Annotated in this window: 19 protein-coding genes; 6 read left to right on the top strand and 13 right to left on the bottom strand. The window is 49.2% G+C overall.

Annotated features, from left to right (window positions below; all coding sequences use genetic code 11):
• Positions 1–6 precede the first annotated feature (6 nt).
• The 5 genes from OM978_RS10340 to uxaC form a co-directional block, all read right to left on the bottom strand.
• Positions 7–426 (bottom strand): type II toxin-antitoxin system HicB family antitoxin, encoded by a 420-nt coding sequence (locus OM978_RS10340; RefSeq protein ID WP_264346806.1) that lies wholly within the window; start codon positions 424–426, stop codon positions 7–9.
• A 54-nt stretch (positions 427–480) separates the two neighbouring features.
• A complete protein-coding gene (locus OM978_RS10335) occupies positions 481–660 on the bottom strand; it encodes a type II toxin-antitoxin system HicA family toxin (protein ID WP_264346805.1) in 180 nt (59 codons plus the stop codon).
• A 154-nt stretch (positions 661–814) separates the two neighbouring features.
• On the bottom strand, positions 815–1,615 hold the full coding sequence (locus OM978_RS10330) for a ThuA domain-containing protein (RefSeq protein ID WP_264346804.1): 801 nt from the start codon (positions 1,613–1,615) through the stop codon (positions 815–817).
• Entirely contained in the window at positions 1,612–3,174 is a 1,563-nt protein-coding gene (locus OM978_RS10325; protein ID WP_264346803.1) for a mannitol dehydrogenase family protein, read from the bottom strand. The genes OM978_RS10330 and OM978_RS10325 overlap by 4 nt, the downstream gene beginning before the upstream one ends.
• 11 nt (positions 3,175–3,185) lie before the next feature.
• On the bottom strand, positions 3,186–4,601 hold the full coding sequence (gene uxaC, locus OM978_RS10320) for a glucuronate isomerase (protein WP_264346802.1): 1,416 nt from the start codon (positions 4,599–4,601) through the stop codon (positions 3,186–3,188).
• Between the two features lie 262 nt (positions 4,602–4,863).
• Between uxaC and OM978_RS10315 the strand changes: the two genes are divergently transcribed.
• Positions 4,864–5,904 carry a LacI family DNA-binding transcriptional regulator gene (locus OM978_RS10315; RefSeq protein ID WP_264346801.1) on the top strand — a complete coding sequence of 347 codons (1,041 nt, stop codon included), beginning with the start codon at positions 4,864–4,866 and terminating at the stop codon, positions 5,902–5,904.
• A gap of 58 nt (positions 5,905–5,962) precedes the next feature.
• On the opposite strand, the gene iolB is transcribed toward OM978_RS10315, so the two are convergent.
• Together iolB and OM978_RS10305 are read right to left on the bottom strand one after the other, a co-directional pair.
• Positions 5,963–6,766, bottom strand: a complete 804-nt coding sequence (gene iolB / locus OM978_RS10310; protein WP_264346800.1) for a 5-deoxy-glucuronate isomerase — start codon at positions 6,764–6,766, stop codon at positions 5,963–5,965.
• Positions 6,767–6,776: 10 nt separating this feature from the next.
• Entirely contained in the window at positions 6,777–7,610 is an 834-nt protein-coding gene (locus tag OM978_RS10305) for a MurR/RpiR family transcriptional regulator (RefSeq protein ID WP_264346799.1), read from the bottom strand.
• Positions 7,611–7,812: 202 nt separating this feature from the next.
• Between OM978_RS10305 and OM978_RS10300 the strand changes: the two genes are divergently transcribed.
• From OM978_RS10300 to OM978_RS10290, 3 genes are read left to right on the top strand one after another with little or no spacing between them, the layout of a single operon-like run.
• The gene (locus OM978_RS10300; protein WP_264346798.1) at positions 7,813–9,759 is read left to right on the top strand and encodes a bifunctional 5-dehydro-2-deoxygluconokinase/5-dehydro-2-deoxyphosphogluconate aldolase; all 1,947 of its coding nucleotides are present in this window, start codon (positions 7,813–7,815) and stop codon (positions 9,757–9,759) included.
• On the top strand, positions 9,756–11,591 hold the full coding sequence (gene iolD / locus OM978_RS10295) for a 3D-(3,5/4)-trihydroxycyclohexane-1,2-dione acylhydrolase (decyclizing) (protein WP_264346797.1): 1,836 nt from the start codon (positions 9,756–9,758) through the stop codon (positions 11,589–11,591). The genes OM978_RS10300 and iolD overlap by 4 nt, the downstream gene beginning before the upstream one ends.
• Positions 11,592–11,620: 29 nt before the next feature.
• Positions 11,621–13,138, top strand: coding sequence for a CoA-acylating methylmalonate-semialdehyde dehydrogenase (locus OM978_RS10290; protein WP_264346796.1), 1,518 nt, complete (start codon positions 11,621–11,623; stop codon positions 13,136–13,138).
• Between the two features lie 96 nt (positions 13,139–13,234).
• On the opposite strand, the gene OM978_RS10285 is transcribed toward OM978_RS10290, so the two are convergent.
• The 6 genes from OM978_RS10285 to OM978_RS10260 all read right to left on the bottom strand — a co-directional run bounded on the left by OM978_RS10285 (position 13,235) and on the right by OM978_RS10260 (position 21,429).
• On the bottom strand, positions 13,235–14,542 hold the full coding sequence (locus tag OM978_RS10285) for a jacalin-like lectin (protein ID WP_264346795.1): 1,308 nt from the start codon (positions 14,540–14,542) through the stop codon (positions 13,235–13,237).
• A 261-nt stretch (positions 14,543–14,803) separates the two neighbouring features.
• Positions 14,804–16,807 carry a glycosyl hydrolase 115 family protein gene (locus OM978_RS10280; RefSeq protein ID WP_264346794.1) on the bottom strand — a complete coding sequence of 668 codons (2,004 nt, stop codon included), beginning with the start codon at positions 16,805–16,807 and terminating at the stop codon, positions 14,804–14,806.
• Entirely contained in the window at positions 16,804–18,297 is a 1,494-nt protein-coding gene (locus tag OM978_RS10275) for a phosphoesterase (protein ID WP_264346793.1), read from the bottom strand. The genes OM978_RS10280 and OM978_RS10275 overlap by 4 nt, the downstream gene beginning before the upstream one ends.
• Positions 18,298–18,526: 229 nt before the next feature.
• Positions 18,527–19,891, bottom strand: coding sequence for a sensor histidine kinase (locus tag OM978_RS10270; RefSeq protein ID WP_264346792.1), 1,365 nt, complete (start codon positions 19,889–19,891; stop codon positions 18,527–18,529).
• 21 nt (positions 19,892–19,912) lie between these two features.
• Complete coding sequence (locus OM978_RS10265; protein ID WP_264346791.1) at positions 19,913–20,599, bottom strand: response regulator transcription factor; 687 nt, start codon at positions 20,597–20,599, stop codon at positions 19,913–19,915.
• A 14-nt stretch (positions 20,600–20,613) separates the two neighbouring features.
• Positions 20,614–21,429 (bottom strand): MipA/OmpV family protein, encoded by an 816-nt coding sequence (locus OM978_RS10260; RefSeq protein ID WP_264346790.1) that lies wholly within the window; start codon positions 21,427–21,429, stop codon positions 20,614–20,616.
• Positions 21,430–21,606: 177 nt separating this feature from the next.
• Between OM978_RS10260 and OM978_RS10255 the strand changes: the two genes are divergently transcribed.
• Complete coding sequence (locus tag OM978_RS10255; RefSeq protein WP_264346789.1) at positions 21,607–22,836, top strand: efflux RND transporter periplasmic adaptor subunit; 1,230 nt, start codon at positions 21,607–21,609, stop codon at positions 22,834–22,836.
• A gap of 12 nt (positions 22,837–22,848) precedes the next feature.
• Entirely contained in the window at positions 22,849–25,950 is a 3,102-nt protein-coding gene (locus OM978_RS10250) for an efflux RND transporter permease subunit (RefSeq protein WP_264346788.1), read from the top strand.
• Positions 25,951–26,007 lie beyond the last annotated feature (57 nt).

Here is a 26,007-nt window from a genome sequence, read left to right as displayed (position 1 = left end):
GTAGATCTAAGTCCTCTGCATGCCCCGTTCAAACTCATGAGCCGCAGCAACCTGTAAAAAATGCGAACGGCTTTTATACATAGGATTTGATTGCACCAGATCGTCAATTTTTTTTGTTAGAAGATTCGGCAACGTCACATTGATTTTGCTGGCTTTGCCCATGTATGGCTCAATATCAATATCAACCAGTGCCCACACCCAGCCGTTAAACTCTGGACTAGCAAAATGATGGTCAATACTGCTGGCTAAAGGCGGTAATTCTTCCATTTCAGCCAAGCCTTGCAAATGCAGCTCTAATGCCTCTTTGGCATTGATTAAGGCTTCTTCAAAGGTATCGCCCGCACTAAAGCAGCCAGGCACATCGGGCACTACCACACCAAATGCACTATGTTCAGAACCTTTTTCAATGGCTACCGGATACAACATAAGTGGCTCCTGTTATTTATAAATTTGGCCTGCTTCAGCTGAAAAACCATAGGATTAAAGCCCTGCTTGTTTTCTAATTGCTTTTACCAGGCCTGTGCCCAAGTCCTTTTTAGGGTGTGGCACTGTGACAGGTAATTTGTGCAGTGGATGTTTAAACTGGTGATGACTTCCTTTCACTCTTACCAGCACCCAACCTGCCTGCTCCAGCTCTTTAATCAGATCACTGCTTTTCATCAGGCTCATCCTTTAATGATGACAGGGTTATAGTAACCCCAAACAGAAAGAATCAACAACCCCAATAACTCCAAACTAGTTCTGTTAATCATAGATGGTTTTCTGAAGCCCAACAAAAAAGGGCCTTATGGCCCTTTTGTTCAATGAAAATAGTTTATTTATCCTTCTTCGCAGCCTTCTCCGCCAACATCAGTTTGCGTGGCTTTTTAAAGTAGGTTTGTTTTGGTGCACCCTCTTCCAGCGGCACTGGTCGTCCCCAGTTGCCCATCATCCAGCCGCTGGTGTGCGGTTGGTGTGCCCATTGAATGGCATTGGCCAGAATTTGCGTGATATGTTCGTTGCGATAGATAGGAAAGGTTTCATGGCCTGGCGCAAAAAAGAAAATCCGGCCACGGCCACGGGTGAAGGTACAACCGCTGCGCAGTACTTCACCGCCCTGATACCAGGAGTTAAAAATCAGCTCGTCCGGGTCAGGGATATCAAAAGGTTCACCGTACATTTCTGACTGCGGCAGCTCGATTTGCGGCGGAATGTTGTAGGCAATAGGATGAGCTGGTTTTAAACACCAGACCCGCTCCCGCTCGCCACCTTCGGCTTCACGCCAGCTTAAATTACAGCTGGTGCCCATCAGGCGTTTAAAGAGTTTAGCGTGATGACCACTGTGAAGAACTATCAGGCCCATACCAGCCAGTACCCTCGCCTGCAATTTGTCGATTAACGCATCATCCAGCTCGTCGTGGTATCTGTGTCCCCACCAGATAGCCACTTCGGTTTCGGCAATACGTTCAACTGGCCAGCCCTGTTCAGGGTCGTCTAAAGTCGCCAAAGTCAAATCAAAACCAAAAGGTTTCAACTGGTTGACGATACAGCCGCCTATGGTTTCCGGATACACTTCCTGCACGTCCGCATCTTCTTTTTCGTGGCGGCATTCATTCCAGACTGTGACTTTAATCATTTTGCTCTCCCGACGCGCGCTGATACCAGATCTGAAGCCAGCTCTGAAGCAAGGCGCGGCGCCGCTGAATAATCCTGAACTTCCAATAATAAACTTTGCAAGGCGGTAGGCACGCCGTTGGCGAGAATATAACTCAACCAATAGGTCAGCCTGTTGCGAAACAGCGCTGATGCGCTTAATGCAGCCGGAAACACCTGGCTCACCGCCAGGTATTGGCCCACAAGCTCATCTATATGATCCCAGTGCTCCAGCCGGATTTGCATCAACAGCTCAGCCAGCGGATCAGAAACTTCCAGCGTATCGCCTTTTGCATCAAAACCCATGCTAAAGCGCAACCAGCCCGCCACAGCAAAGCAAATAGCATCCAGGCTCTGGCCCTTATCCAGCCTGATTTGCGCCGCAGCTAATAAACGCGGTGGAATTTTTTGTGAGCCATCCATCACAATTTGCATAGTGCGATGCATTAAAGCCGGATTGGCAAACCGCTTTAACAAGGCATCGATATAAGCGGCTAAATCCAGCCCTTCTGGCGCCTGTAAAGTTGGCATCAGCTCGTTGCGCATTAAATGGCGCAGATAACGCAAAAATACCGGGTCGGCCACCACCTGATGCACATAACTGTAACCTGCAACAGCACCCAAATAAGCCAAAGCTGAATGGGCGCCATTCAGTAAGCGCAGTTTTGCCTGCTCAAAAGGTGCGACCTCTTTCACCAGCATCACTCCGGCTTTTTCCCATGCAGGCCGCTCTGACGAAAAATGATCTTCAAGCACCCACTGGCTGTAGCTTTCGGTTTTCACCATGGCCTGATCCAGATAGCCAGTGTCAGCAGCCAGAGCAAGAATATCCTGCTCTGTAGTGGCTGGCACTATACGGTCGACCATCGAATCCGGAAAAGCGATCTGGCTTTTAATCCACTGTGCAAGTTCTGCGTCTATCTTCGCCGCAAACTGCTGAACCAGCCGCGCCAGAGTTTTGCCGTTTTGAGAAATATTGTCGCAGCTGATAACAGTCACAGGTTTTAGCTTACGGATAAAACGCTGCAGCAATGCCGCCACCAGATAACCTATGGCCGTTTTCGGAGTCGCTAAATGGGTTAAATCGTGCTGAATATCAGCCAAAGTTAAATCGAGATCTCCAGTCGCCGTATTCTGGCAGTAGCCTTTTTCCGTGACAGTGAGCGAATAGATAGCTACTTCAGGCGAGGCCATCAGTTCAATCACCGCCTGCGGGTTTTGTGGCGCAACCAGTACTTTGGCAACAGACTGAATCAGTTGTTGCTCTGTGCCTGCTGCAGAAGTCGTCACCAGCGTATAAAGCCCTTGTTGCGGGTTAAGCTGATTTGCCACAGCGCTTGATCGTAACGACACACCGGCAATCATCCAGTCGCGCTGCGCTGTCAATTGCATCACTTGCTCAGTGTAAAAAGCCTGATGGGCGCGGTGAAAAGCCCCTATGCCTAAATGCACTATACGTATGATGCTGTCACGCTCAGACGCGACCTGCTGCGGGCAAGTAGCGGCTGATAAAAGTGGATAAGTTACTGCAGGTTCAGTCACGCTGTTACCCCTTACAATTGATAAGCTTTTTTCGCCAGGCCGTATGCCAGATCTCTGGCAATCACGGCTGCATCTTCTTCATCCAGCATATGCCGGGCTACTAACTCTGCCAGATAAACAGCATCCATCCGCCGCGCTACGTCATGTCGCGCCGGAATAGATAAAAAGGCACGGGTGTCGTCATTAAAACCAACCGTATTATAAAAACCAGCAGTTTCAGTAGTCTGACGGCGGAATCTGATCATGCCTTCAGGACTGTCATGGAACCACCAGGCAGGGCCCAGTTTCAGGCAAGGATAATGCCCGGCCAAAGGCGCCAGCTCGCGGCTGTAGGTGGTCTCATCCAGCGTAAATAAAATCAGGCTTAAGTCTTTCGAAGTACCGAATTTATCCAGTAAAGGCTTTAGCGCTTTCACATATTCGATACTCAGCGGAATATCAGCGCCTTTGTCACGACCAAATAAGCGGAATAGCTGATCATTATGATTACGAAATGATCCCGGGTGCAGCTGCATCACCAGGCCATCGTCCAGCGACATCTCCGCCATTTTCACCAGCATATGAGCACGGAATAGTTCGGCATCTGCAGCGCTGACATCAGCTTTAATGATGCGGTCGAATAAGCTACGGGCTTCTGCGTCAGTTAAATCAGCTGTCTGAGCTGTTGGGTGGCCGTGGTCTGTCGAGGTTGCGCCCATCTCTTTAAAGAACGCGCGGCGCTGACGTAAAGCAGCAATATACTGATCGTAATTACGGCAATCCAAGTCTGTGATTTGACTCAGTTTCGTCAGCCGGCTTTGAAACTGTTCGTGTTCAGGGTCGATCACACCATCTGGCCTGAAGGCAGTGATCACTTTGCCCTGCCAGCCTGATGCTTTGATTTGTTGGTGATACGCCAAATCGTCTGTGGCGCATTCAGTAGTGGCTATCACTTCAATGTTGTAACGCTCAAATAAGCGGCGTGGTAAAAAGTCCGCTGTATGCAGTGCATCGTTAATCACCTGATAATAATGGCTGGCCGTTTGTTTGTTTAATTTGACGTCAATCCCAAAAGTATTCACAAAAGTGTGATTCAGCCACAAGCTGGACGGTGTGCCATGAAATAACGGGAAATACTCCGCAAAAATCTGCCAGATTTTTTCCGGGTCCTGCTCTACTGGTAAGCCATCACGACGACGTAAGCCCAATTGTTCCAGGCTGATGCCCTGACTGTACAGCATGCGAAATACATAATGGTCCGGCTTAATGAGCAGTTCGGTTGGATTCTCAAAGGGCTGATTTAATGCAAACCAGGCCGGATCTGTGTGACCGTGCGGGCTGACAATAGGCAAATCCGCTACCTGCTGATACAAACGCCTGGCTATATCACGTTCAACACTGTGACTCGAAAACAAACGATCCGGATGCAAATGAAGTTTGGCAGGCATAAATCCGCAGGCCCCTGAGCTTGGACAAATAAAAGGAAATCAACAGTACCCCATTCATGGCTCTGAAAATGAAGTACTGCGACTGTTGGCAGAATTTATAATGCAAATTGACACCGGTGTCAATTTGCATTATAGGTATAAATTCAGTAACAAAAACAATAAGCCAGAAAACAAATGCAACACTGTTCAGATATACTGCCGTCCGCTAGTATGATTTTTTGTGAACCTTGTTGATTTTCCTGTTAAGGGGTATCCCAGAATAATGTCTTCAGTCACCATCAACGATGTAGCCCGCTTTGCTGGCGTCTCGAAAAAAACTGTGTCCAGGGTGATCAATAACGAGATCAATGTCTCGGTCGAAACCCGCGACAAAGTGATGGCTGTTATTAATCAGTTAGGTTTTAAGCGCAATCCGCTGGGCATGGCGCTGGCTAAAAACCGCTCTTTGTTTATCGCCCTGCTGGCAGACAATCCTAGTCCTGGCTATTTGCAGAAACTGCAAAAAGGCATTTTGCAGTGCTGCAGCGAAGAGCATATGGGCTTGTTTTTATACGATTGCCGCTACCGTGCACCTGGCTTGGTCAATGAAATTGAAGAGTTTATTGATAACACCCTGGCTGACGGCCTGATTTTAGTGCCTCCTCTGAGCGATAAGCAGGATTTGCTGGATATGCTGGACCGTAAAAAGGTCTGTTATATGCGTATAGGTCCAAAAAATCAGGGTTGTGGCGACAGTGTAGGTTTTAACGGCGTAAAAGCCGCCTGCGAAATGACCAATTACCTGCTGCGCCTGCGCCATAAAGACATAGCTTTTGTATTAGGCCATCCGGATCAGGAATCCAGCCGCCGTGTTGAAACAGGTTTTCGTAAAGCTTTTGCCGATCAGGGTTTACCAGTCAATGAAGCGCTGATAGTGCAAGGTTATTACACTTATCAGTCCGGTATAGATGCAGCAGCGACCTTACTCAGCAAAAATCCACGTCCTACTGCTATTCTGGCGGCCAATGATGAAATGGCAGCAGGTGTATTGTATGAAGCGCACAGCAGAGGCATTAAGGTGCCGGACGAGTTGTCGATTTGTGGCATTGATGACATTTCATTGACCACTAAAGTCTGGCCAAATCTGACCACTATGCGCCAACCTATAGCCACCATTGGCTACCGCGCAGCTTTGATGCTGATTAATAAGCTCAAAGGTAAACCTATGCCGGAGGCGCTGACACCCGAAGATCAAAGCAATATTTATGATTGCGAATTAGTAGTGCGCGATTCCACCAGCGCACCATCTAACCTGCGTAGCTGACGCTGCAACAAAAGGGCGGGGATAAACCCCGCCCCTACATTTCTGGCTCTGTGCCAGATCATTTTTTAATAATCCATTCGTGTTGTGGGTCGTTATGAAACACCCACTGCCGCTTTGGTCCTGCCATCACATTTAAGTAATACAGCTGATAGCCATGAGGCGCACCTACCGGGTGATATCCTTCAGGCACCAGCACCACGCTGTTGTGCTCTACACAAATAGTTTCATCAATACGTCTGTCGTCTGTGTAAACCCGCTGAAAAGCAAAACCCTGTTGTGGGTTCAGCTTATGGTAATAGGTTTCTTCCAGCGCACTTTCGCTGGGTAAAGCGTCTGTGTCGTGTTTATGCGGCGGATAACTGGACCAATGGCCGGCTGGCGTAATCACTTCAGTAATAAGCAAACGTTCTGCAGGTAAGTTACCAAACAGAATATTGCAAATTTGCCGCTCATTAGTGCCCTGCCCTCTGGTTTCACTGACGCAGTCTGATGGCTTAATTAACCGGGCCTGTAACTCACCTTTAGCCGGAGCTTTACACAAGGCCACTTCCAGATTGGTTAAAGCGGTCATTTCCAGCCAGTCACCAGGCGGTAAATACAAAGCATAAGGGGCTTTTTGTTCGAACACTGAAGTCCGGTCACCGATATTTTTCAAACTTAAGGTTGAGGAGACTAAATCTGCCTGGCCGGATAAAATCACAGCGCAAAGCTCCTGTTGCCCTGTCTGATAACAGTGTGATTCACCCGGTGCCAACACCACCACTTCAAAACCTACATACTGCCAGTTGGCATTTTCCGGCGTTATATGCTGAATACGGCCCAGGCTGTCAGCAAGCTGAGGTTTACGGTGTAAATAGGACATCTGTCTCTCCCTATATTGCTGTTACAGCTTCAGTATCGTGAATAAGTGCCAGCACCAGCGCCTGAATTAAATTCATACTGGCATTTAATGAGCGAAATGAATGCACTTCGGCTTCACGCACCAGCAAAGTGACATCAGCCTCTGCAGCCAAAGGGCTTAACCTGCTGTCGGTGATCACTATCACTTTGGCACCTGCGGCATTGGCTCTGTTAATCGCCAGCTGAGTTTCCGGCGCGTAAGGTGCAAAACTAATGGCCAAAATCACATCCTCTGATGTGACTAAATTCAAGGCCGCCTGTTGCATATAACCCACACCATCCAATAACTGCACAGCAAGGCCGGTATTACTCAGCAGATAACTGGCATAACTTGCCACAGGATAAGCGCGGCGTGCGCCCTGCAAATGGATAATGCGGGCCTGAGCCAACAGCTCGCAGGCTTGGGTTAATAACTGCGGATCCAGCTCTTCAGTCAGTTGCTGCATAGCTCTTTCATTGGCCGCGCTGATTTGTTGCAGATACATCAACCCTGCCTGATCAGTCGGCACTGAATCATCCTGTTTTACTGCAGCTATACGGCTTTGGTAGTCAGGGCCAGTTTGCACCAGGCGGTCTTTAAACAACTGCTGCATCTGGGAAAAACCACTAAAGCCAAAGGCATTGGCAAAACGCACCAAAGCCGAAGCATGCACACCAGCCCCGGTGGCAATAGTGGCTGTGGTACCAAAAGCTACTGTATCCGGATGGTCCAGCAAATAGCGGGCAACCTGCTGCAACCTGTTGCTCAGTGTGACAAAACGCTGCTCAATCAGTTGTTCCAGCTGCTGTTGTGTGCTGCATGTCATGCGCTTTTAATTCCTTTAAGCTTTAGCTCTCAATCAGTGTATCCGAATAAAACAAATATTCCAACTATTGTATAAATAGAAAATACATTCTATTCTGCACTGGTCATTTACTGATCGAACCGTATTTCCAGCGCACAGGATCCAGCCTGCAACAGTCCGGCATCCTCCGCCGTACAAGTACAACAAAGGAGCGAAGGCAGCAATGCAAACCCTCACTAAAACTTTAGATCTGATTTGTTTAGGCCGGGCTTCAGTCGATTTATACGGCCAGCAGATTGGCGACCGGCTGCAGGATGTTGGCTCTTTTGCTAAATCTTTGGGCGGCTCGTCCTGTAATATCGCCTTTGGTGCAGCCCGTTTGGGCCTGAAAGCCTCCATGCTGACCAGGGTGGGTGATGAGCAATTTGGTCAGTTTATTCGTGAGGAGCTGCAAAAAGCCGGTTGTGATACCAGCCATGTGGTGACCGATCCTAAGCGCCTGACGGCTCTGGCCATTTTATCTATTAAAACCAAGGATCAGTTCCCACTGCTGTTTTACCGCACTGACTGCGCCGATATGGCGATTGATTGCAGCGATTTTGATGAAGCCTACATAGCCTCCAGCAAAGCTTTACTGATCACAGGCACCCACTTCTCTACCGCTCATGTCGATAAAGTGGCCCGTCATGCCATTAGCTTTGCCCGAAAAAATCAAACCAAAGTGATTTTGGATATCGACTACAGACCTGTGCTTTGGGGCTTAACGGCTTTAGGCGAAGGCGACAATCGTTTTGTTTCCAACCAAAGTGTCACCGCCCATTTGCAATCCATTGTGCCTTTATGTGATTTGATTGTTGGCACTGAAGAAGAAATTCATATTGCAGGCGGCAGCACGGACACCATTGAATGTCTGCGCACATTGCGAAAGCTCACAGATGCAGTGATAGTACTGAAACGCGGTGCAGATGGCTGCAGCATTTTTGAAGCCCAAATTCCGGATGATCTGGATTCAGCCTTTTTCAGTCAGGGCGTAAGAGTAGAAGTACTGAACGTATTAGGCGCCGGTGATGCCTTTATGTCTGGCTTTTTACGCGGCTGGCTGAAAGGTGAAAGCTACGAGCGCTGCTGCGCTTACGCCAATGCCAGCGGTGCTTTAGTAGTGTCGCGCCACGGCTGCGCTCCTGCGGTGCCGACACCAGAAGAGCTGGATTATTATCTTGCTAATCAGCACACGATCCCAAGACCGGATTTAGACCCGGAACTGAATTACCTGCACAGAGTGACTACCCGCAACCCACAAAGCTGGAACGAGCTCTGTATTCTGGCTTTTGATCACCGTAAACAATGTGTGGATATGGCCACTGCTGTGGGCGCGCCTTTAAGCCGGATCTCTAAACTTAAACAACTGATACTGGCCGCCTGTCAGCAGGAAGTGGCAGAAGCCAACTGGCCAGTACAGGCTGGTGTATTGATTGATGATACTTATGGTCAGGATGCGTTGAACGATGTTACAGGAACTGGCTGGTGGATAGGTCGCCCTGTCGAAGTACCAGCCTCACGACCGCTGGAACTGGAAGGCGGTCGTTCTATTGGTTCCCGTCTTATCAGTTGGCCAAAGCAGCATATCGTCAAATGTCTGGTGTTTATGCACCCGGATGATGAGGCCGAGCTGTGGCAGCAACAGGCCAGACAGCTGGAAGAGCTGTACCGCGCCTGTTGTGTGTCAGGCCACGAATTGCTGATCGAAGTGATACCACCAGCCGGTTCTCTGCAGGACGATCAGACCATAGTGCGGGCACTAGAGCTGATTTATCAGCGTGGCATCCGGCCCGACTGGTGGAAACTGCCACCGCAAAGCAAAAGCTCATGGGCTGCAATTTCAGAGCTGGTGAAGCGTGAAGCGCCGCATTGCCGTGGTGTGATCCTGCTGGGTTTAGATGCTCCGGCAGCAGAGCTGATGCAGGCTTTTACCGACAGCGCCGCTTTCCCGCTGTGTAAAGGTTTTGCTATAGGGCGCACTATTTTTGCCAAACCCAGTCAGGCCTGGCTGGCTGGTGAATTGACCGATGCCCTGTTGCAGCAACAAATTCGCGACAACTACCGTGCTTTGGTCAACGCATGGCTGAATCGTAAAACAGCAAATAAACAGCAGCAGGAGGTGCAGGCATGAACAGCACAGTACGTTTAACCGCAGCACAAGCCCTGGTTAAGTTTTTAAGCTGCCAGTACATCGAAGAAGATGGGCAAGCGTCTCCCCTTTTTGCTGGTGTATTCGCCATTTTTGGTCATGGCAATGTGGCGGCTTTAGGTGAAGCTTTGTATCAGGTGAAAAACAGCTTACCCACCTACCGAGCCCACAATGAACAAGCTATGGCCCATGCCGCTATCGCCTTTGCCAAAGCCAATAACCGCCGCCGTATTATGGCTTGCACCACATCCATAGGGCCGGGTTCAACCAATATGGTGACAGCAGCGGCGCTGGCGCATGTCAATCGCTTACCTTTGTTACTGCTGCCAGGCGATCAGTTTGCCAACCGCAAACCCGACCCTGTATTGCAGCAGGTCGAAAACTTCCAGAATCCGATGACAGCTGCAACTGACTGTTTTATACCGGTCAGCCGTTATTTTGATCGCATTACTAGACCAGAGCAACTGATCCATTCCTTGCCTGTAGCGATGGAAACCTTACTTGATCCGATCAACTGTGGCCCTGTGACTCTGGCTTTGCCTCAGGATGTGCAGGCAGAAGCTTTTGATTACCCTGCTTATTTATTTGAACAACGTATTCACCGTATTCGTCGTCAGGGCCCGGATGAACAGGAACTGGCCGATGCGCTGGAATTAATACTGGCAGCCCGTAAGCCACTGATCATCGCAGGTGGTGGTGTGCATTACAGCGGCGCTTGTCAGCAACTGGCTGATTTTGCCGTGGCGCATCGTATTCCGGTGGCAGAAACTCAGGCGGGCAAAGGGGTTTTGCCATGGCAACATTCCTGCGCTGTAGGAGGTATTGGCGTAACGGGTACGGCAGCGGCCAATCAACTGGCGGCTGAAGCCGATTTGATTATCGCCGTTGGCAGTCGATTGCAGGATTTTACCACTCAGTCCCGCACCGCTTTTGCCGGTAAAACTCTGCTGCAAATCAACGTCGCACCTTTTGATGCGTTAAAACACCGCGCTAAACCGCTGATTGGTGATGCAGCACTGCTGCTGAAGCTGTTACATGACGCCATGCCCTGCTGGAAAAGTGAAGATGGCTGGCTGAAAAAGGCGCAGCAACTGAATCAGCAATGGCAACAATTTTACGACACAGTAACTGCTGATCCTGGTACTGGAGTTTTGCCCAGTGACGCTCAGGTATTAGGTGCTGTGAAACGCCAGTCAGAAAAAACCGATGTGGTGGTCTGCGCCGCCGGTGGTTTACCGGGCGAGCTGCATAAATTATGGCGCGCTGAAGGCCCTGGTACTTATCACGTGGAATATGGTTTTTCCTGTATGGGCTACGAAATAGCAGGTGCTTTGGGCGTCAAAATCGCCAGTCCAGCCCGCGAGGTTTTTGTGGTGGTTGGTGATGGCTCTTATCTGATGATGAACTCTGAACTCGCTACGTCAGTGATGCTCGGCCGCAAAATTATTGTGGTGCTGCTGGATAACAGTGGTTATGGCTGCATCAACAGGCTGCAAAAAGGCACAGGCAATGCCGCCTTTAACAACTTGTTGCAAGACTGCGAAGGTCAGGCGCCTGCTATTGATTTTGCCGGTCATGCCCGCGCTTTGGGCGCTCTGAGTGAAACTGTCGGCAACATCAGCGAACTGGAGCAAGCCATAGGCCGGGCCCGTGCTGCCAGTAAAAGTTATCTGATTGAAATTAAAACTGATCCACAAATCAGTACAGACAACGGCAGCTGGTGGGATGTGGCTATTCCTCAGGTGTCCAGCCAAAGCAGCGTACTGCAGGCCTTATCTGACTATCAGCAGCAACAACAGCATCAACCTTATTAATAGCAAAGTACTGAGCAGGAATTTTTTGTATGCACACTTTAGGTAACCATATTTTAGGTAATTATATTAACGGCCAGCACACAGCCAGCCAAAGCGGCCGCAGCCAGAGCATATTTAACCCTGCTACAGGCGAAGCTCAGGCACAGGTTAGTCTGGCTAGTGCAGACGAAACCCGCGATGCTATTGCCGCAGCTGCAACTGCCTTTCAAAGCTGGAGTCAGGTGACTCCGCTAAACCGCTCCCGTGTGATGTTTAAATTTAAAGCCTTACTGGAACAGCACAGAGATGAGCTGGCGCTTTTGATCACCAAAGAGCATGGCAAAGTATTTTCCGATGCTCAGGGTGAATTGACCCGGGGTATTGAAGTGGTCGAATTTGCCTGTGGTATTCCGCATTTACTCAAAGGCGAACATTCAATGAACGTCGGCCGTGGTGTCGACAGCTACAGCCTGATGCAACCTCTGGGTGTGTGTGCCGGTATTTCGCCTTTTAACTTCCCAGCTATGGTGCCTTTGTGGATGTTTCCTATTGCGCTGGCCTGCGGCAACAGTTTTGTGATGAAACCTTCAGAAAAAGACCCGTCTGTGCCTTTGAAACTGGCGGAATTATTAACCGAAGCGGGTTTACCTGCAGGTGTGTTTAATGTGGTCAATGGCGATAAAGAAGCTGTGGACGTGCTGCTGACCGACTCCCGCGTACAGGCTGTTAGTTTTGTCGGTTCAACGCCAATAGCTGAATATGTTTATGCCACAGGCAGCGCGCATGGCAAAAGAGTACAGGCTTTGGGCGGTGCGAAAAACCATATGCTGGTGATGCCAGATGCTGATCTGGAGCAAGTGACCAGCGCTTTAATGGGCGCTGCTTATGGTTCAGCCGGTGAACGTTGTATGGCGATATCGGTCGCGCTTTGTGTCGGTGATGAAGTGGCCGATGCGTTAATAGCTCAGCTGCAACAGGAAATCAGCACATTAAAAGTAGGACCTGGCACAGGTGTCAGCCCAGAACCTCATATGGGCCCTTTGATCAGCCGTCAGCATGCCGACAAAGTATTAAGTTACATCAATGCCGGTGTAGCTGAAGGCGCAACTCTGGTGGCGGATGGCCGCAATTTTGTCGTCAGTCAGCATCAGCAAGGTTATTTTGTTGGCCCTACGCTATTTGATAAAGTTTCCCCTGATATGAGCATTTACCGTGAGGAAATTTTCGGCCCTGTGCTGGCTGTAGTTCGTGTGCCTTCTTTTGCAGACGGACTGGCGCTGATTAACCAGCACGAGTTTGGTAACGGCACTGCTATTTTTACCGGCAGCGGTGAAGCAGCCCGTGAATTTACTGCCCAGGTGCAAGTCGGTATGGTCGGAGTCAACGTGCCTATTCCTGTGCCTATGGCCTTTCACAGCTTTGGTGGCTGGAAACGCAGCGTGTTTGGGCCACTGAATATGCATGGTCCGGACGGTGTACGTTTTTACACCCGAATGAAAACCATCACAGCCCGCTGGCCTAATGGTCAGGCCCAGGGTAATCAGTTTTCTATGCCGACGATGAAGTAAGGCCAGGTTTTACCGACAACAAAAAGCCCGCTTTGCGCTTATCAAGAGCATAAAGCGGGCTTTTTCTTTACTAACGATTTTAATAAAGATCTGGAATTATAAAGCTACAGGGCTATAAATTACGCCGAGCTTATCGAGTTCAGTTTCAGCACGGCCATGAAAACCACTGATTTGCCAGCCAGCAGGAGCCTGATAGCTGGTGCAATTCGAGGTTTGACTGCCGCCGGTTAAACTGCGACCCGCACTGGTTTGCAAGCTGGTGTAAAAAATCCGCATAGCGCCATTACGATTGCCCTGGCACAAAGTCATAGACTTCAGGTATTCACCCGAATTCAGGGTTAAGCTGTTAAATGTGCCACCGTTGCCCCCATGACTAAAGCTCTGGCCATTAGTCAGTTGCAGCCCAACCTGATCCATCCGGGTGCCACTGCGCAAGCTGATTTGACTGACTTTTGGTGTAGCAGGTAACTGGCTGACTGCATTAAAGGACACACCACCATCGCCACCAAACTGATCGCTCATCTTCCTGTTGGCCGGCGTGCTGTAACTCCAGTTTGCCGACACGGGCGGATGATCCGACAACTTCAATCCTTCCGGGGTTTCATCGTCCTGACGCACCTGGTAATCCAGCAGTTGCAGGTTCAGATAGCCATTGTCGCGATACAGTACTTTATCGACAATTTCACAGTTGGCTGCGCTGATTTTTGGCTCACAGACTAAAGCTTCAGCACCCAAAGCCGGAATATCGCCAGAGCGATACAATTCCACCCAGGTATCGGTAAAACCTAAACTCAATAACTCGCGGATATTGTCGCCTGTGCGGGTATAACGGGTATTGGTATCCCCCATCACTATCACCGCATTCCCGACAGACTGAGTGCTGATGTATTGTTTTAACTGCAGAATATTATTACGACGGGCGGTTAAATCAGCAGTTTCAACCTGAGCCTGAGTATGCATATTGTAAATATCGACATAAACCCCTTCAGCCAGCCGCACCTGCATCAGTGTAAAACCTTTAGGCGTCAGGCAATCAACGCCATTGCAGTGGTTCCATTTCACTCTTTTGAGACTACTGAATGGTAAATGGCTCATACTGTTTAAACCGCTGCCAATGCCCATGCCACCTGTAGTGGCGGACCTGTAAGTATGGGTATTGCAGGTGTCGTATAAAGCGGCGTGGTAGTTAAAATCTTCCTGCACATTAACGATATCAAAGTCGTTCACATAACAGCTGATCTGCTCTGTAGCAGCTTGCCTGTCGCTTTCGGCGCTGGAAAATAACTCCAGTAAACCGGCCACATTGTAACTTAAGGTATCAAAGCTGCCGGTTTGCTGAGCTGTAGCAGGTGCTGCCACACAAAAACTGATGCCAAGACCAATCAGTACTGATTTCAAATGCATATCCTTCTCCGTATTTTTGTGGGTTATGGTGATGTCGTGCACAGAAAACTGGTCCTCGGCGGCAGCCGCTTTATGCAGCACAACGCAGGACATCGACTCAGAGTTCTCATTTTAAAGAGCAGCTACCCGTCATTTCCTGACAGCTGTTTTTAAAATATTTTTAAAGATCCGCTGAGCCTTGTTCCCTTTGTGTCACTAACACCCGTTGGAAACCCATTGGACAGAAGGATCTGGATTAAAGCCTTACCTCGCCTGAACTACTTACCTTGCCTGCGTTATGGCCTCCAAATCAGCCAAAACAGGGAAGCCATTGTTGGGCCTTCTGTTCTCAGGCTGATACCAATTGGCCCAACGAGGGTTCTGATCCCCCGTTAAACGGCGCTGGTGCAGCAACTGCAACTGAGTTTTTGCCTGTTGTAGCAAGACTGCCCCCTGCTCGCCCGACCAGTCCGAACCTGCATCAAGTTTCATCTGCGCCATCTGCAACAGAAGTTGGTTGTAGTTCAGTAAATCCAGATAAAGTTGCAGAGGTAAAATCACAAAATCATGATAAAAGACCGGATTTTTTGCAGCATTCAGCCCGGCATTCGCCTGCTGCAAACCGCTTTCTAAAGCCGCGATACGGGGAGCTGTGGCATTGAACCAGGGCTGGATCCGTTCTGCTGTCACGCTAAACTCATGTTTACCAGGTTGTCGCACCGGAGTGTCGGCTAAAAAGCCTTGTAACACTTTCACCTGCCATAAAATTTCGACATAACCCACCTCTTCGCTATGAGCCTGATGCAACTGCTGCATAGCCCCGATAGCAGCTGGTGTGGCTGCTGCGCCAAAGTAGCGGTTAAACCAGTCGTTCGTAAAAGTTTCGCTATTAAAGGCCCTACCAAGCCGCGCCGATTCAGCATAAGCGGCCAGATTCAGTAAAAAAGGCCGGAAGGTCTGGCCATTTACCATCATGTACTGATCGGCTTTATGCTGCTGATACATAAAGCCCATTACCTGCTCAATCCGATCCGGGTAAGGGTCGGCTACATCATGATTCAGCCAAAATCCAGCATGCACATAAGTGCCCATGGCATGGCCCTTGTCGGACTCTGGTAAATAATCGAATTCACCCCAGCCGTTATCAGACCAGGCCACAATAAAGTCTTTTGGCGGGTTAAAACCGGCATTAAACAGCTCCATACCATCGTGGTAACAGGTGCATACTTTAATAGCGCCTGGCTTATGCTGATCCAGCAACTGGCCTAAAGCGGCATAGACCTGATTAAACACCAGCGTTTTATCTTCGTTGCATGAGCTTTGATAAGGCCAGTCCCAGACCTGGTGCCGTGGCCTTAAGCTAAATATATCGGCGCGGCCTATAGGAGTTTCTTTTAAGTAATACAACCACAGGTCTTTCCAGCTCTGCTGATGCTCTGACCAACAGTTGGACTCTGTTTCAGGCAACGAGCCCAATTGGCGCCCCATCATCATATCCACTTGCAGCAGCATGCCTTTGTCGTGGATATAGTCAATCATCCGTTCCAGATAAGCTTTGTCGAGCTGGTAATCCGGATAACGGCTTTGGTACTCAGGACGCTGATAAAACTCAACACGCCCGAGCATATCAAACAGCTCAATAGCGTTGTAACGCATCCGCACCAGACTATCGATCAATGCAGTAAAGCTTTCCCAGTCGTACTCCAGCTTAGTGCCACGAAAGTTCGCCAGCTCATCCACATCATTTTCAAAATACACCAGCAATGGCACCACCGGAGCGTCAATCCGCTGGGTCTGCAATTGTAACAGCTGTTGCATCGACACAGCTTCAGGCTTACTGCCAGTCCAGTAACGCAGAGGATCGGTATTCAGATACTGCTGACTAAAATCGTAGACACTGTATTGGGTGCCCTGCACATCAGCCCCGGCCAGCAGGATCAAAGCTTTGGCAGCTTTTTGCTGATGCATCAGGCCTGAACGGGGTTCTTTTATCTCTGCCAGCAAGGCCAGACTTTCAGCATTTAGCAGTTGATGCCCTTTTAACTGCCCTGCGACACCAATCAGAATAGTCAGGTTGGCCTTTGCATTGGCAAGTGGGCCTTTGGTAATGGTTGCACCAGGCAGCATCGCCAGCTCAGCCTGTAAGTCCTGGGCTGCAAGTTCTATCGCTTTGTGGGAACCGGCTGGATACATCAGATGGATATGATGCGTTGCGGTTTTTGTTGTGCATGAGCACAGCAGCATCGCCGCTGCCAATACAACCAGCAGTAAGCCGCGCCCAATCATAAGGACACCTTAATAAACACCGGATTGCTGTAAAACCATAAATCAAACCATGGGTTTTCGCCTTTGGCATCAGCTTCAGGTTCCAGCTCGTTTTTATTATTAGTGCCGCGTAAACGTAAATACTGGCTTTTGCTTACTTTACCCAGTGGCAGCTCAAACTGGCTGTAGCCGTCTTTTATACTCCAATCTGCTGGATAAAAACGTTTGGCGACTTTGGTATCTGGTGCTTCGTCGCTATTTCGCTGTGAAGCCGGGCCTTTGATCAACCCCTGAATCACATCCACTCTTTGTACTTGTGGATTAAAACCGCCGCCGTTGTTGCTAGTGGGGTCACGAAAACGCACTCGCAGCACCAGTTCATCATCAGGTTTTATAGTCAAGGTCTGGCCCGCTGTGGCGGTGTTATCTGAGTTTTTTACTGCCACTTCAACAAACAAAGCATCTATCAAATCGCCGGTCGTGACAAAAACCTGGCCTGCTTTGAGTGCAGCAAAAATACTGTCGTAGTTTTTATCGGCATAGACATAAGTTTTGGCATATTGACCAGGCCAGAAGTCGGCCCAGCCATCAGTGTAATGACCATGACTGTCGGAGACTCCTGTGACCCACCAGTGTCGGCCTTCGCTGAGTAAACTATCCCAAACGCCACCTAAACGGGCTGTCATCTGGTCATAGCCACCCATAGTCGGATAATCAGGGTATTCGCCGCGAATGGCGGTCGGGTCTGTGCTGCCATCCGGATTTAAAGTCGCAGCCTGATGGCCTTCAGCTCCTGTCATACCAATGACTACATCAGGTGCTGTATCCTGCCAGTCGCGTAATTGCGCAGGAGTCACTTTGTTGTACTGCCGAAAGCCTGTGGCTAAACGCGCCGGATGATTCACGAGCAGCAAAGGTTTATCCGGTAATTCATTCATGGCTTTTAAGGCGTGCAGCATAAAGCCATCTTCAGCCTTTTCCGGCCCAGGAGGTACACCCTGACGTCCGTTGTAGCGGCTTTCTATCTGATACAACTGCTCTGCTTCTGTTGGCCTGTGCGGCATAATAAAACTGGCATGGCGACCGCCAGGACTATTGCCCGGCACATCAAACTCCATACCGTAAAATTGCAGAATTTGCGGTAAAGCTTTACGTGAAGCCAGAAGTTCAGGGTAAGCCTGCTCCAACGCCAGTTTGGCGCGATTTGGCCCACCGTGGTCGGTAATGACCATCCAGCTTAAACCATAATGCGAGGCCATTTGTGCATTCAGCGGAATCGAATATTTAGCATCGCCACCTAAAATAGGCGCTGGCGGAAAAACCGAGTTATCCCATTTCACACTGTAATGGGTGTGCACATGGTGATCACCGGCCAGCCAGCTTTTGCCCTGATCTGTAGTCAGTGCTGTATTCTGCTCTGTAGCCTGCTCGGTTGGTAGGTGCTGGCAGGACATCAGTAACCCTGCGCTGACGACCATCAGCAGACTATGTAACAGCAACTTTGATTTCATAGATTTTCTCTTTTTTTGCTACTGTGGCCGGCACAAAATAGCAACAAAAACAGTAGTTGCACCAAGATATACCAAGCATTGACACCGGTGTCAATTGTTAATCCATAGTCAGAATGCAGAACAAGATAAGCACAATACAGGCTCAAAAAGACCTAAGGGATTTGAGTTAAGCTAATGATTTACAAGGTGTATACTGGATCATCGAGTTGACAATCCAGCAATGGGGCATTTAAGAATCAATGGATAAGATAAATAACAGCCCTGGCTCTGATCTGTGCGCGACCAAGGTCCAGTGATGTGTCACGGCGATTTCCTGACAAATAGCTAAGCCCAGGCCTGCACCAATGTCGCGTCTATGTTCTCCCCGCCAGAAGCGGTTAAACAGTTGGGGTAATTCATCCTCTGCTACACCTGGTCCAAAATCCCGGACTGTGAGGCTCTCGGGAGATAAAGTCAGCACCACTTCTGTGCCTGCAGGTGCATGCTGAATGGCATTTTCTATTAAGTTTTTCAGCAGAGTAAACAAAGCGCCTTTATCCGCTTTCCACTCTGCCCCGTCGCTCTGATCTTTTAGAGTCAGATTTACAGCGGCAGCGTCGGCCATACGCTGCAGGTAAGATAAAGCCTCAACTGCAATCTGTGATAGATCTACAGTACAGAATTTATAGTTTTGTTCTTCGCTGACTTCGGTTAATAACAACAGCTGTTGCACCTGACGTGACATGTACTTGACGTCACTTAATAACCAGTCGCGTTCTTCATTTTCCGGCATTAATTCAAGCTGGGCTCGGATCAAGGCCAGTGGTGTTTTGAGTTCATGCGCAGCTGTCGCCAAAAACTCCTGCTGCAAACGATACCCCCGCTCCAGCCGGTCCAAAGCTGTATTAAAACTTCGGACCAAAGGGGCAATTTCGGTTGGCACATGGTCTTCCTGCAAACGTTCCTGTAAAGAACGGGGTGAGATCAAAGCTGCAGCTTGCGACAACTTATGCAAAGGCCTCAAGGTATAACCCAGGGCAAAATGTACACAGGCACCAAAAACAAAAAACAACACTAAAGATAATAAAATCAGGCCATCTTCGATAAAACGTAAGGCAAAGGTATCATGAGCAAAAAACATAAATCGTCTGCTGACGGCGACCTGAAAAAACCAGGTTTTGCCATCATGCACTCTGACGCCAGTGGCGGCGTCCATCATGATGCCATTTTGTTGAAATTCAAAAGGGCCAGCTTTTAATGGCAACAGCTCCACAGCAGACCAAAAATCAGGGGCAGCTTTGGATGCCAGCGCCACCTGCCCGTTTTGATCCAGTACTCTGAACGCTATTTCGTTGTACAGGCTCTCAAATAACCAAAGGTACTCTTCGTCAGCCACATGAACAGGAACACCTTGTGCATTAAATCGCAGATTTTCGGCCAATTCGCCGGAAAAATCGTTGATATCGTTTTCTGACAAAATATTGTTCTGGACGCTAAGAGCGGCGAACACCACCAAAGCAATCAGACTGACACTCAAAAACATGCCGGCCACATAAGCCAGCTGCATTTTGACACTGATACTATTGCGGTGAAGCCGTCTTATTAAACGCATCATAGCCAACCTCTGATGTCGAAGTTACTTAAGCATTTTGGGATCAATAAGCGCATAACCTACTCCTCTGACATTGACGATCTGGCAGTGCGAACCAATGGCAGCCAGCTTTTTGCGGATACGGTGTAGCACCACATCTAAGGCGTTGGGGGTAACAGCTTCGCTGAAGCCCCAGGCTGCGGCCTCCAACAGATTGTGCCGTACCGTTTCACCGGATTTTCGCATCAAAACAAAGAGTACCTGCAGTTCAGCCTGAGACAGCAGCTGGCTTTTATCCGCACAGCAAATCTGGTTTGACGCAGGTTGCAGCACTAAATCACCACAAACCGGCTCCAGAGACTGGCGTTCGACAGGTCGCCTGAGCAAGGCTTTTACCCTCGCTACCATTTCCTCCATCGCAAAAGGTTTGGACAGATAGTCGTCAGCGCCAGCTTCTAAACCATTGACTCTGTCGTGCAGCGCATTACGCGCCGTCAGCACCAGACAAGGGATATTGTTGCCCGCATCACGAAGCCGTTGCAGTAAGTTCAGGCCATCACCATCAGGTACGCCTCTGTCCAGCACCATGGCTTGGTAAGGTAGGTGCTGCAATGCCTGCCAGGCATGATCAATACGTTCGAAGCTATCGACCACTATGCCAGTAGGCGCCAGGCCCTTGCTGATCAGCAGGGCCAAACGTTTATGATCTTCAAGCAGAAGGATGCGGTTCATAAAAAACGGATGCTTCAGAAACGATAAATATAACCAAGCATCACCCGGCTCTCTGTCGAACTATCGACCAGCGGGCTGTCCTTGATTTCGGTCGCGAGGCTGGTGACTGCGACATCCAGCATAATCATCTGTTTTTGATCAATCATATAGATACCACGTACCCCAACTTCAGTATTCAGCCCAGCTTCACCCTGATAAAAAGCTCTGTCGATTCTGACTTCATCAGCGCGAACACCATAGTAATAATCCACATAGTTTTTATCGACGCGGCTTAACACCACACGAGGCGTCAACATATAACGCTCAGCTATATGCCATGTTCTCTCAAATCCAAGATTGAATATGGAGCCATCACTATCTCCAGCCGCTTCTGTTAATAATTCAAGGCTGACGTTCACAAATTCATTTTGCCACTCAACTTGCGCACCAACCCAAAAACCGCCGTCACGCTCTTCCATACCATTGAGGATAGGGGTTTCATCCGGATCATTGTCGGAAAAGTCGTATTCTCCGAGCAGATTGAAGTTGAATTTGTTGGAGTCATTCAGCTCGAAGCTTGGCAATTTGTACTTCAGGTTAGGGCCCAGAACCTCAATATACTCATTCTCATAAGAAATAAAAGGAATGACTCTGGTTTCGCTGTCTATATCGGTATAAGCCTTTTGGCTGGACATCACACCTAAGCCAAGCCCCCAGGATGATTCTTGCTCGGCGTCAGACGATTGCGCGGCAAGAGGTAAACAAAGCAAAGCAATAGCTGCAGCCAGGCTACGTTTAATATAGGTGCGTTTAACATAGCTGAGTTCGGCGTTATACAAGGGTGATGACATAAAAAGCTTCCTTTTGAATAATGGTCAATAAAACCACTTCATCATCAGCCTTCTGACTTACACAAGACTTACAACAACAGTTAAATTTTATTTTTATGTTCAAAGACCCCCGTAAGTTTCCTGAAAGCTATTGCATCCGATAGTGCTGTATCCCCACATTTTGGATGAGATTACCAGATGCCTTTTCGTCAGTTTGTTGTTAAAAAATCACGCACCTTGTTTATTTTGCTCTGTCTGGCTGTGCTGCTTTGTGGTGCTTTGATTTTTAGCCGAAGCCCATCAGCAACTACACAGCACAACGACAGTGCAGAAGAAAACCGACAAAACACCTACGCAAAACCTGTGCTTGCAGTGACAGCTACCCAGCCACAAATGTCGATGGTCAGTTCAAAGGTTTCTGCTCACGGCAATATTGTTGCCTGGCAGGAAGCCAGCATTGGCACAGAAGCCGACGGCCTGCGACTGACGGAAGTGAAAGTGAATGTAGGCGATCAGGTGAATAAAGGTCAGGTGCTGGCCGTTTTTTCCTCCGCCACCTTACAGGCTGAACTGGACTTAAGTCGTGCAGATAAAGCCGAAGCAGAAGCTTTGTATGCTGAAGCCCAAGCCGACCTGAAACGCACAACAGAACTGAAATCCAGCGGCGCTTTATCCAGTCAGCAAATTCAGCGTTATGCCACAGCAGCACAATCTGCCAAAGCGCGGCTGGAAGCCGCCAAAGCCAGAGTAAAAACACAAGAGTTACGTCTGGCTCAAAGCCTGGTACTGGCACCGGATCAAGGCATTATCTCAGCCCGAACCGCCACAGTTGGAGCCGTATTGCCATCAGGTCAAGAATTATTCCGGCTCATTAGAGGGGGCCGGCTGGAATGGCGTGCAGAAGTGTCTTCGGACGACCTTTCAAAACTCCACCCCGGCCAAACAGCCCAGATCACGCTATCGGATGGCAGCAGTATTCAGGGTTCTTTACGGATGCTTTCCCCTATTGTCGATACCCAAAGCCGCAATGCACTGGTCTATGTCGACCTCACAAACATAGGCACAGCGCGCTCCGGCATGTTCGCCCGCGGCCAGTTTGAGCTTGGCGCCACGGAAGTCATGACCTTGCCATTGAGTGCTGTGCAGCTACGGGATGGTTTTAGTTATGTGATGCGTATAGATGCGGACGCCCCTGCAATTCAGAACAAGGCTATTCAGAGCAAAGTCATTCAAACCAAAGTAAACACAGGCCGTCGCACTGCAGATCGGATAGAGATCAGCGGAGGTCTGAAGCTTTCAGACAAAGTGGTCACAACAGGAAGCGCCTTCCTCGGTGATGGCGATGTGGTCAGAGTGATTGCAGAACAAAAGTCCGCTGAAAAAACAGCTGTCACTTATCCCGGGGCCGACTCCGGCCCAATGATGTAACAGGACTATCGCATGAATTTGAATATATCAAGCTGGGCCATACGGAACCCTACTCCAGCTATTTTATTGTTTATTTTATTAACTTTCGTAGGTTTGTTAGGTTTTCAGTCGATGAAAGTTCAGGATTTGCCCGATCTTGAACTGCCGACAGTGACAGTCACGGCCTCTTTACCAGGCGCCTCTCCTTCACAACTGGAAACCGATGTAGCGCGAAAACTGGAAAACGCTTTAGCGACGGTGCAAGGAGTCAGGCATATCTACAGCAACCTGACGGAAGGTGAAGCCCGTCTGACTATTGAATTCAGGCTAGAGCGGCCCATTCAGCAAGCTTTGGATGATGTACGTGATGCAGTAGCCAGAGTAAGAGCCGACTTGCCTGCTGATTTACGTGACCCGGTGATAAAAAAAGAGGAACTCTCCGGCTCCCCTATTCTGACCTATAGCATTACATCGCCACAGCTGGATGCAGAAGCTCTGTCATGGTTTGTCGATAATGACATCAGCAAAACACTACTGGCGGTCAGAGGTATTGGTTCTGTCAGCAGAGTGGGCGGTGTAAGCCGCGAAGTGCGGGTTGATCTCGACCCGAACCTCTTGTTGGCTTTTAATACCACAGCCGCTGATATTTCGCGCCAGTTACGCCAAATCCAGCAAGAAGGATCCGGAGGTCGCACCGACTTTGGTGGTATGGAGCAATCGGTGCGAACTATTGCTACTGTCGGCTCAGCAAAAGAAATTGCCTCTTTAGATATCAGCTTAAGCGATGGCCGTCGTATCCGCCTGGATCAAATCGCCCGCATTTCTGACACCGTATCTGAACAACGTTCTGCCGCATTTTTAAATGGCGAAACCGTGGTAGGTTTTGAAATTGTGCGGGCATTGGGTTACGGCGAACTTGAAGTGGCAGAGGGTGTTCGTGCGGCTTTACAGCAACTCAAGCAACAAAGACCAGATATTCAGATCACAGAAGTTTTTAACCTGATTGACCCTGTCACTGAAAACTACGATGGGTCGATGCAACTGCTGTACGAAGGGGCTTTGCTGGCTGTTATCGTTGTTTTTCTGTTTCTGCGCGACTGGCGGGCTACCTTTATTGCAGCTACAGCCTTACCACTTTCTGTGATCCCCACCTTTGCTGTGATGCATCTGATGGGCTTTAGCCTCAATACCGTCACTCTGCTGTCTTTGTCTTTGGTGATTGGGGTATTAGTGGATGATGCCATTGTTGAAATTGAGAATATAGAACGGCATTTGTTGATGGGGAAACGGCCTTTTCAGGCTGCGATGGAAGCAGCGGATGAAATAGGCCTGGCTGTGATTGCCACCACCTTTACGCTCATTGCCGTCTTTCTGCCGACCGCTTTTATGAGTGGCGTGATTGGTAAGTTTTTTGTGCAGTTTGGCTGGACAGCTGCAGTTGCAGTGCTGTTTTCGTTGCTGGTCGCCCGCTTGCTGACGCCAATGATGGCGGCCTATTTGTTAAAAGCACCGCAACAACAGGTAAAACCAGAACCAGGCTGGATCCGCTATTACCTGCAACTGATGTACTGGTGTTTAGCCCATAGACGCATCACAGCCACTGCCACATTAATCTTTTTTTGTGGTGGTTTATTTTTGGCGACTCAACTGCCGGGCGACTTTATGCCAGCAGACGATAACCAACAAACTCAGGTCACTTTGACACTTCAACCTGGCACTAAACTGCAGGAAACCATCACTCTCGCCGAACAAGCCCGCAGCATTGTTGCAAAGCATCAGCAGGTGAAACAGGTATACACCGCCATAGGCGGCGGTAGCTCGGGTGAAGAGGATGAAGGTGGCAGTTCAGCCTCTGGCGTAGGCACAGCGGTATTAACTTTAACTCTGACCCACCGCAGCGAACGCTCAGGAATGCACAAACAGCAGATAGAACAAGAGTTACGGCAGATGCTGGCAGTAGTACCAGGAGCGCGCGTTAAAGTGGGTTTGGGTGCTGGTGAAAATTATTCGCTGGTGCTTGCCAGTGAAGATAGTCATCAGCTTGAACAACATGCATTGCTGGTTGAGCGTGACCTTCGCTCTATTCCAGGCATTGGTGCTGTCATTTCCAGCGCCAGCTTAGTGCGGCCAGAACTCATTATCAGACCTGACTTTACTAAAGCGGCCGATCTGGGAGTGACCTCTTTTGATATTGCCGATACGCTGCGGATTGCAACTTCTGGCGATTATGATCAGGATTTGGCCAAACTGAATCTGAGTAAACGTCAGGTTCCTATTGTAGTTCGGCTCAATGATGAAGCCCGCGCCGATTTTGAAACTCTCAAACGCCTGCCTGTTCCGGGTGCACGCGGACCTGTTGCTCTTGAAAATGTGGCGACGCTGGAGCTCAGCAGTGGCCCTTCGCAAATTTCCAGATTCAATCGTATGCGTAATATCAGCTTCGAAGTGGAGCTAAACAACCAACCTTTAGGTGATGTTGAGCAAGCCATACTGGCTTTACCCAGCATAAAGAACATGCCAACTGGACTATCGCAAAATGCCTTGGGTGACGCCGAAATGATGGGCGAATTAGCCACTGGTTTTGCCATTGCGATGCTGACCGGTGTGCTTTGTATTTATATGGTGCTGGTATTGTTGCTCAAAGATGTGTTTCAGCCACTTACCATTTTAACTGCTTTGGTGTTGTCTGTACCCGGTGCCTTTCTGGCGCTTTTTATCACAGGTTCCACCTTGTCACTGCCCGCCATGATTGGCTTGATTATGCTGATGGGCATAGCCACTAAAAACTCTATTCTGCTGATTGACTACATCATTATTGCCCGGAGCGAATATCAGCTCAGCCAAAGAGACGCCATAGTGGATGCCTGCCGCAAGCGTGTCCGTCCTATAGTGATGACCACCCTTGCCATGGGTGCTGGCATGCTGCCTATAGCCCTTGGCATGGGAGGTGACCCGAGCTTTCGCGCTCCTATGGCCATAGTGGTGATTGGTGGCCTTATTAGCTCTACTTTTCTGAGTGTACTAGTGATCCCCGTGCTGTACAGCTATGTCGATGACGGCGTGCAGCGGCTGAAACGTTTAGTTTCGCGTAACCAGATCACTCCAACACCAGCTACGCGTAACCAATCCCTATGAAAACTATCCGGATAGCCCTTTTAACCCCGCTATCCAAAACCACTATAAGTTCAGGAT

This window comes from Rheinheimera sp. MM224 (genome assembly GCF_947090785.1).
Lineage (GTDB): Bacteria > Pseudomonadota > Gammaproteobacteria > Enterobacterales > Alteromonadaceae > Pararheinheimera.
Note: the sequence above shows the minus strand (reverse complement) of the source record. Positions and strands in the feature narration are given on the sequence as shown.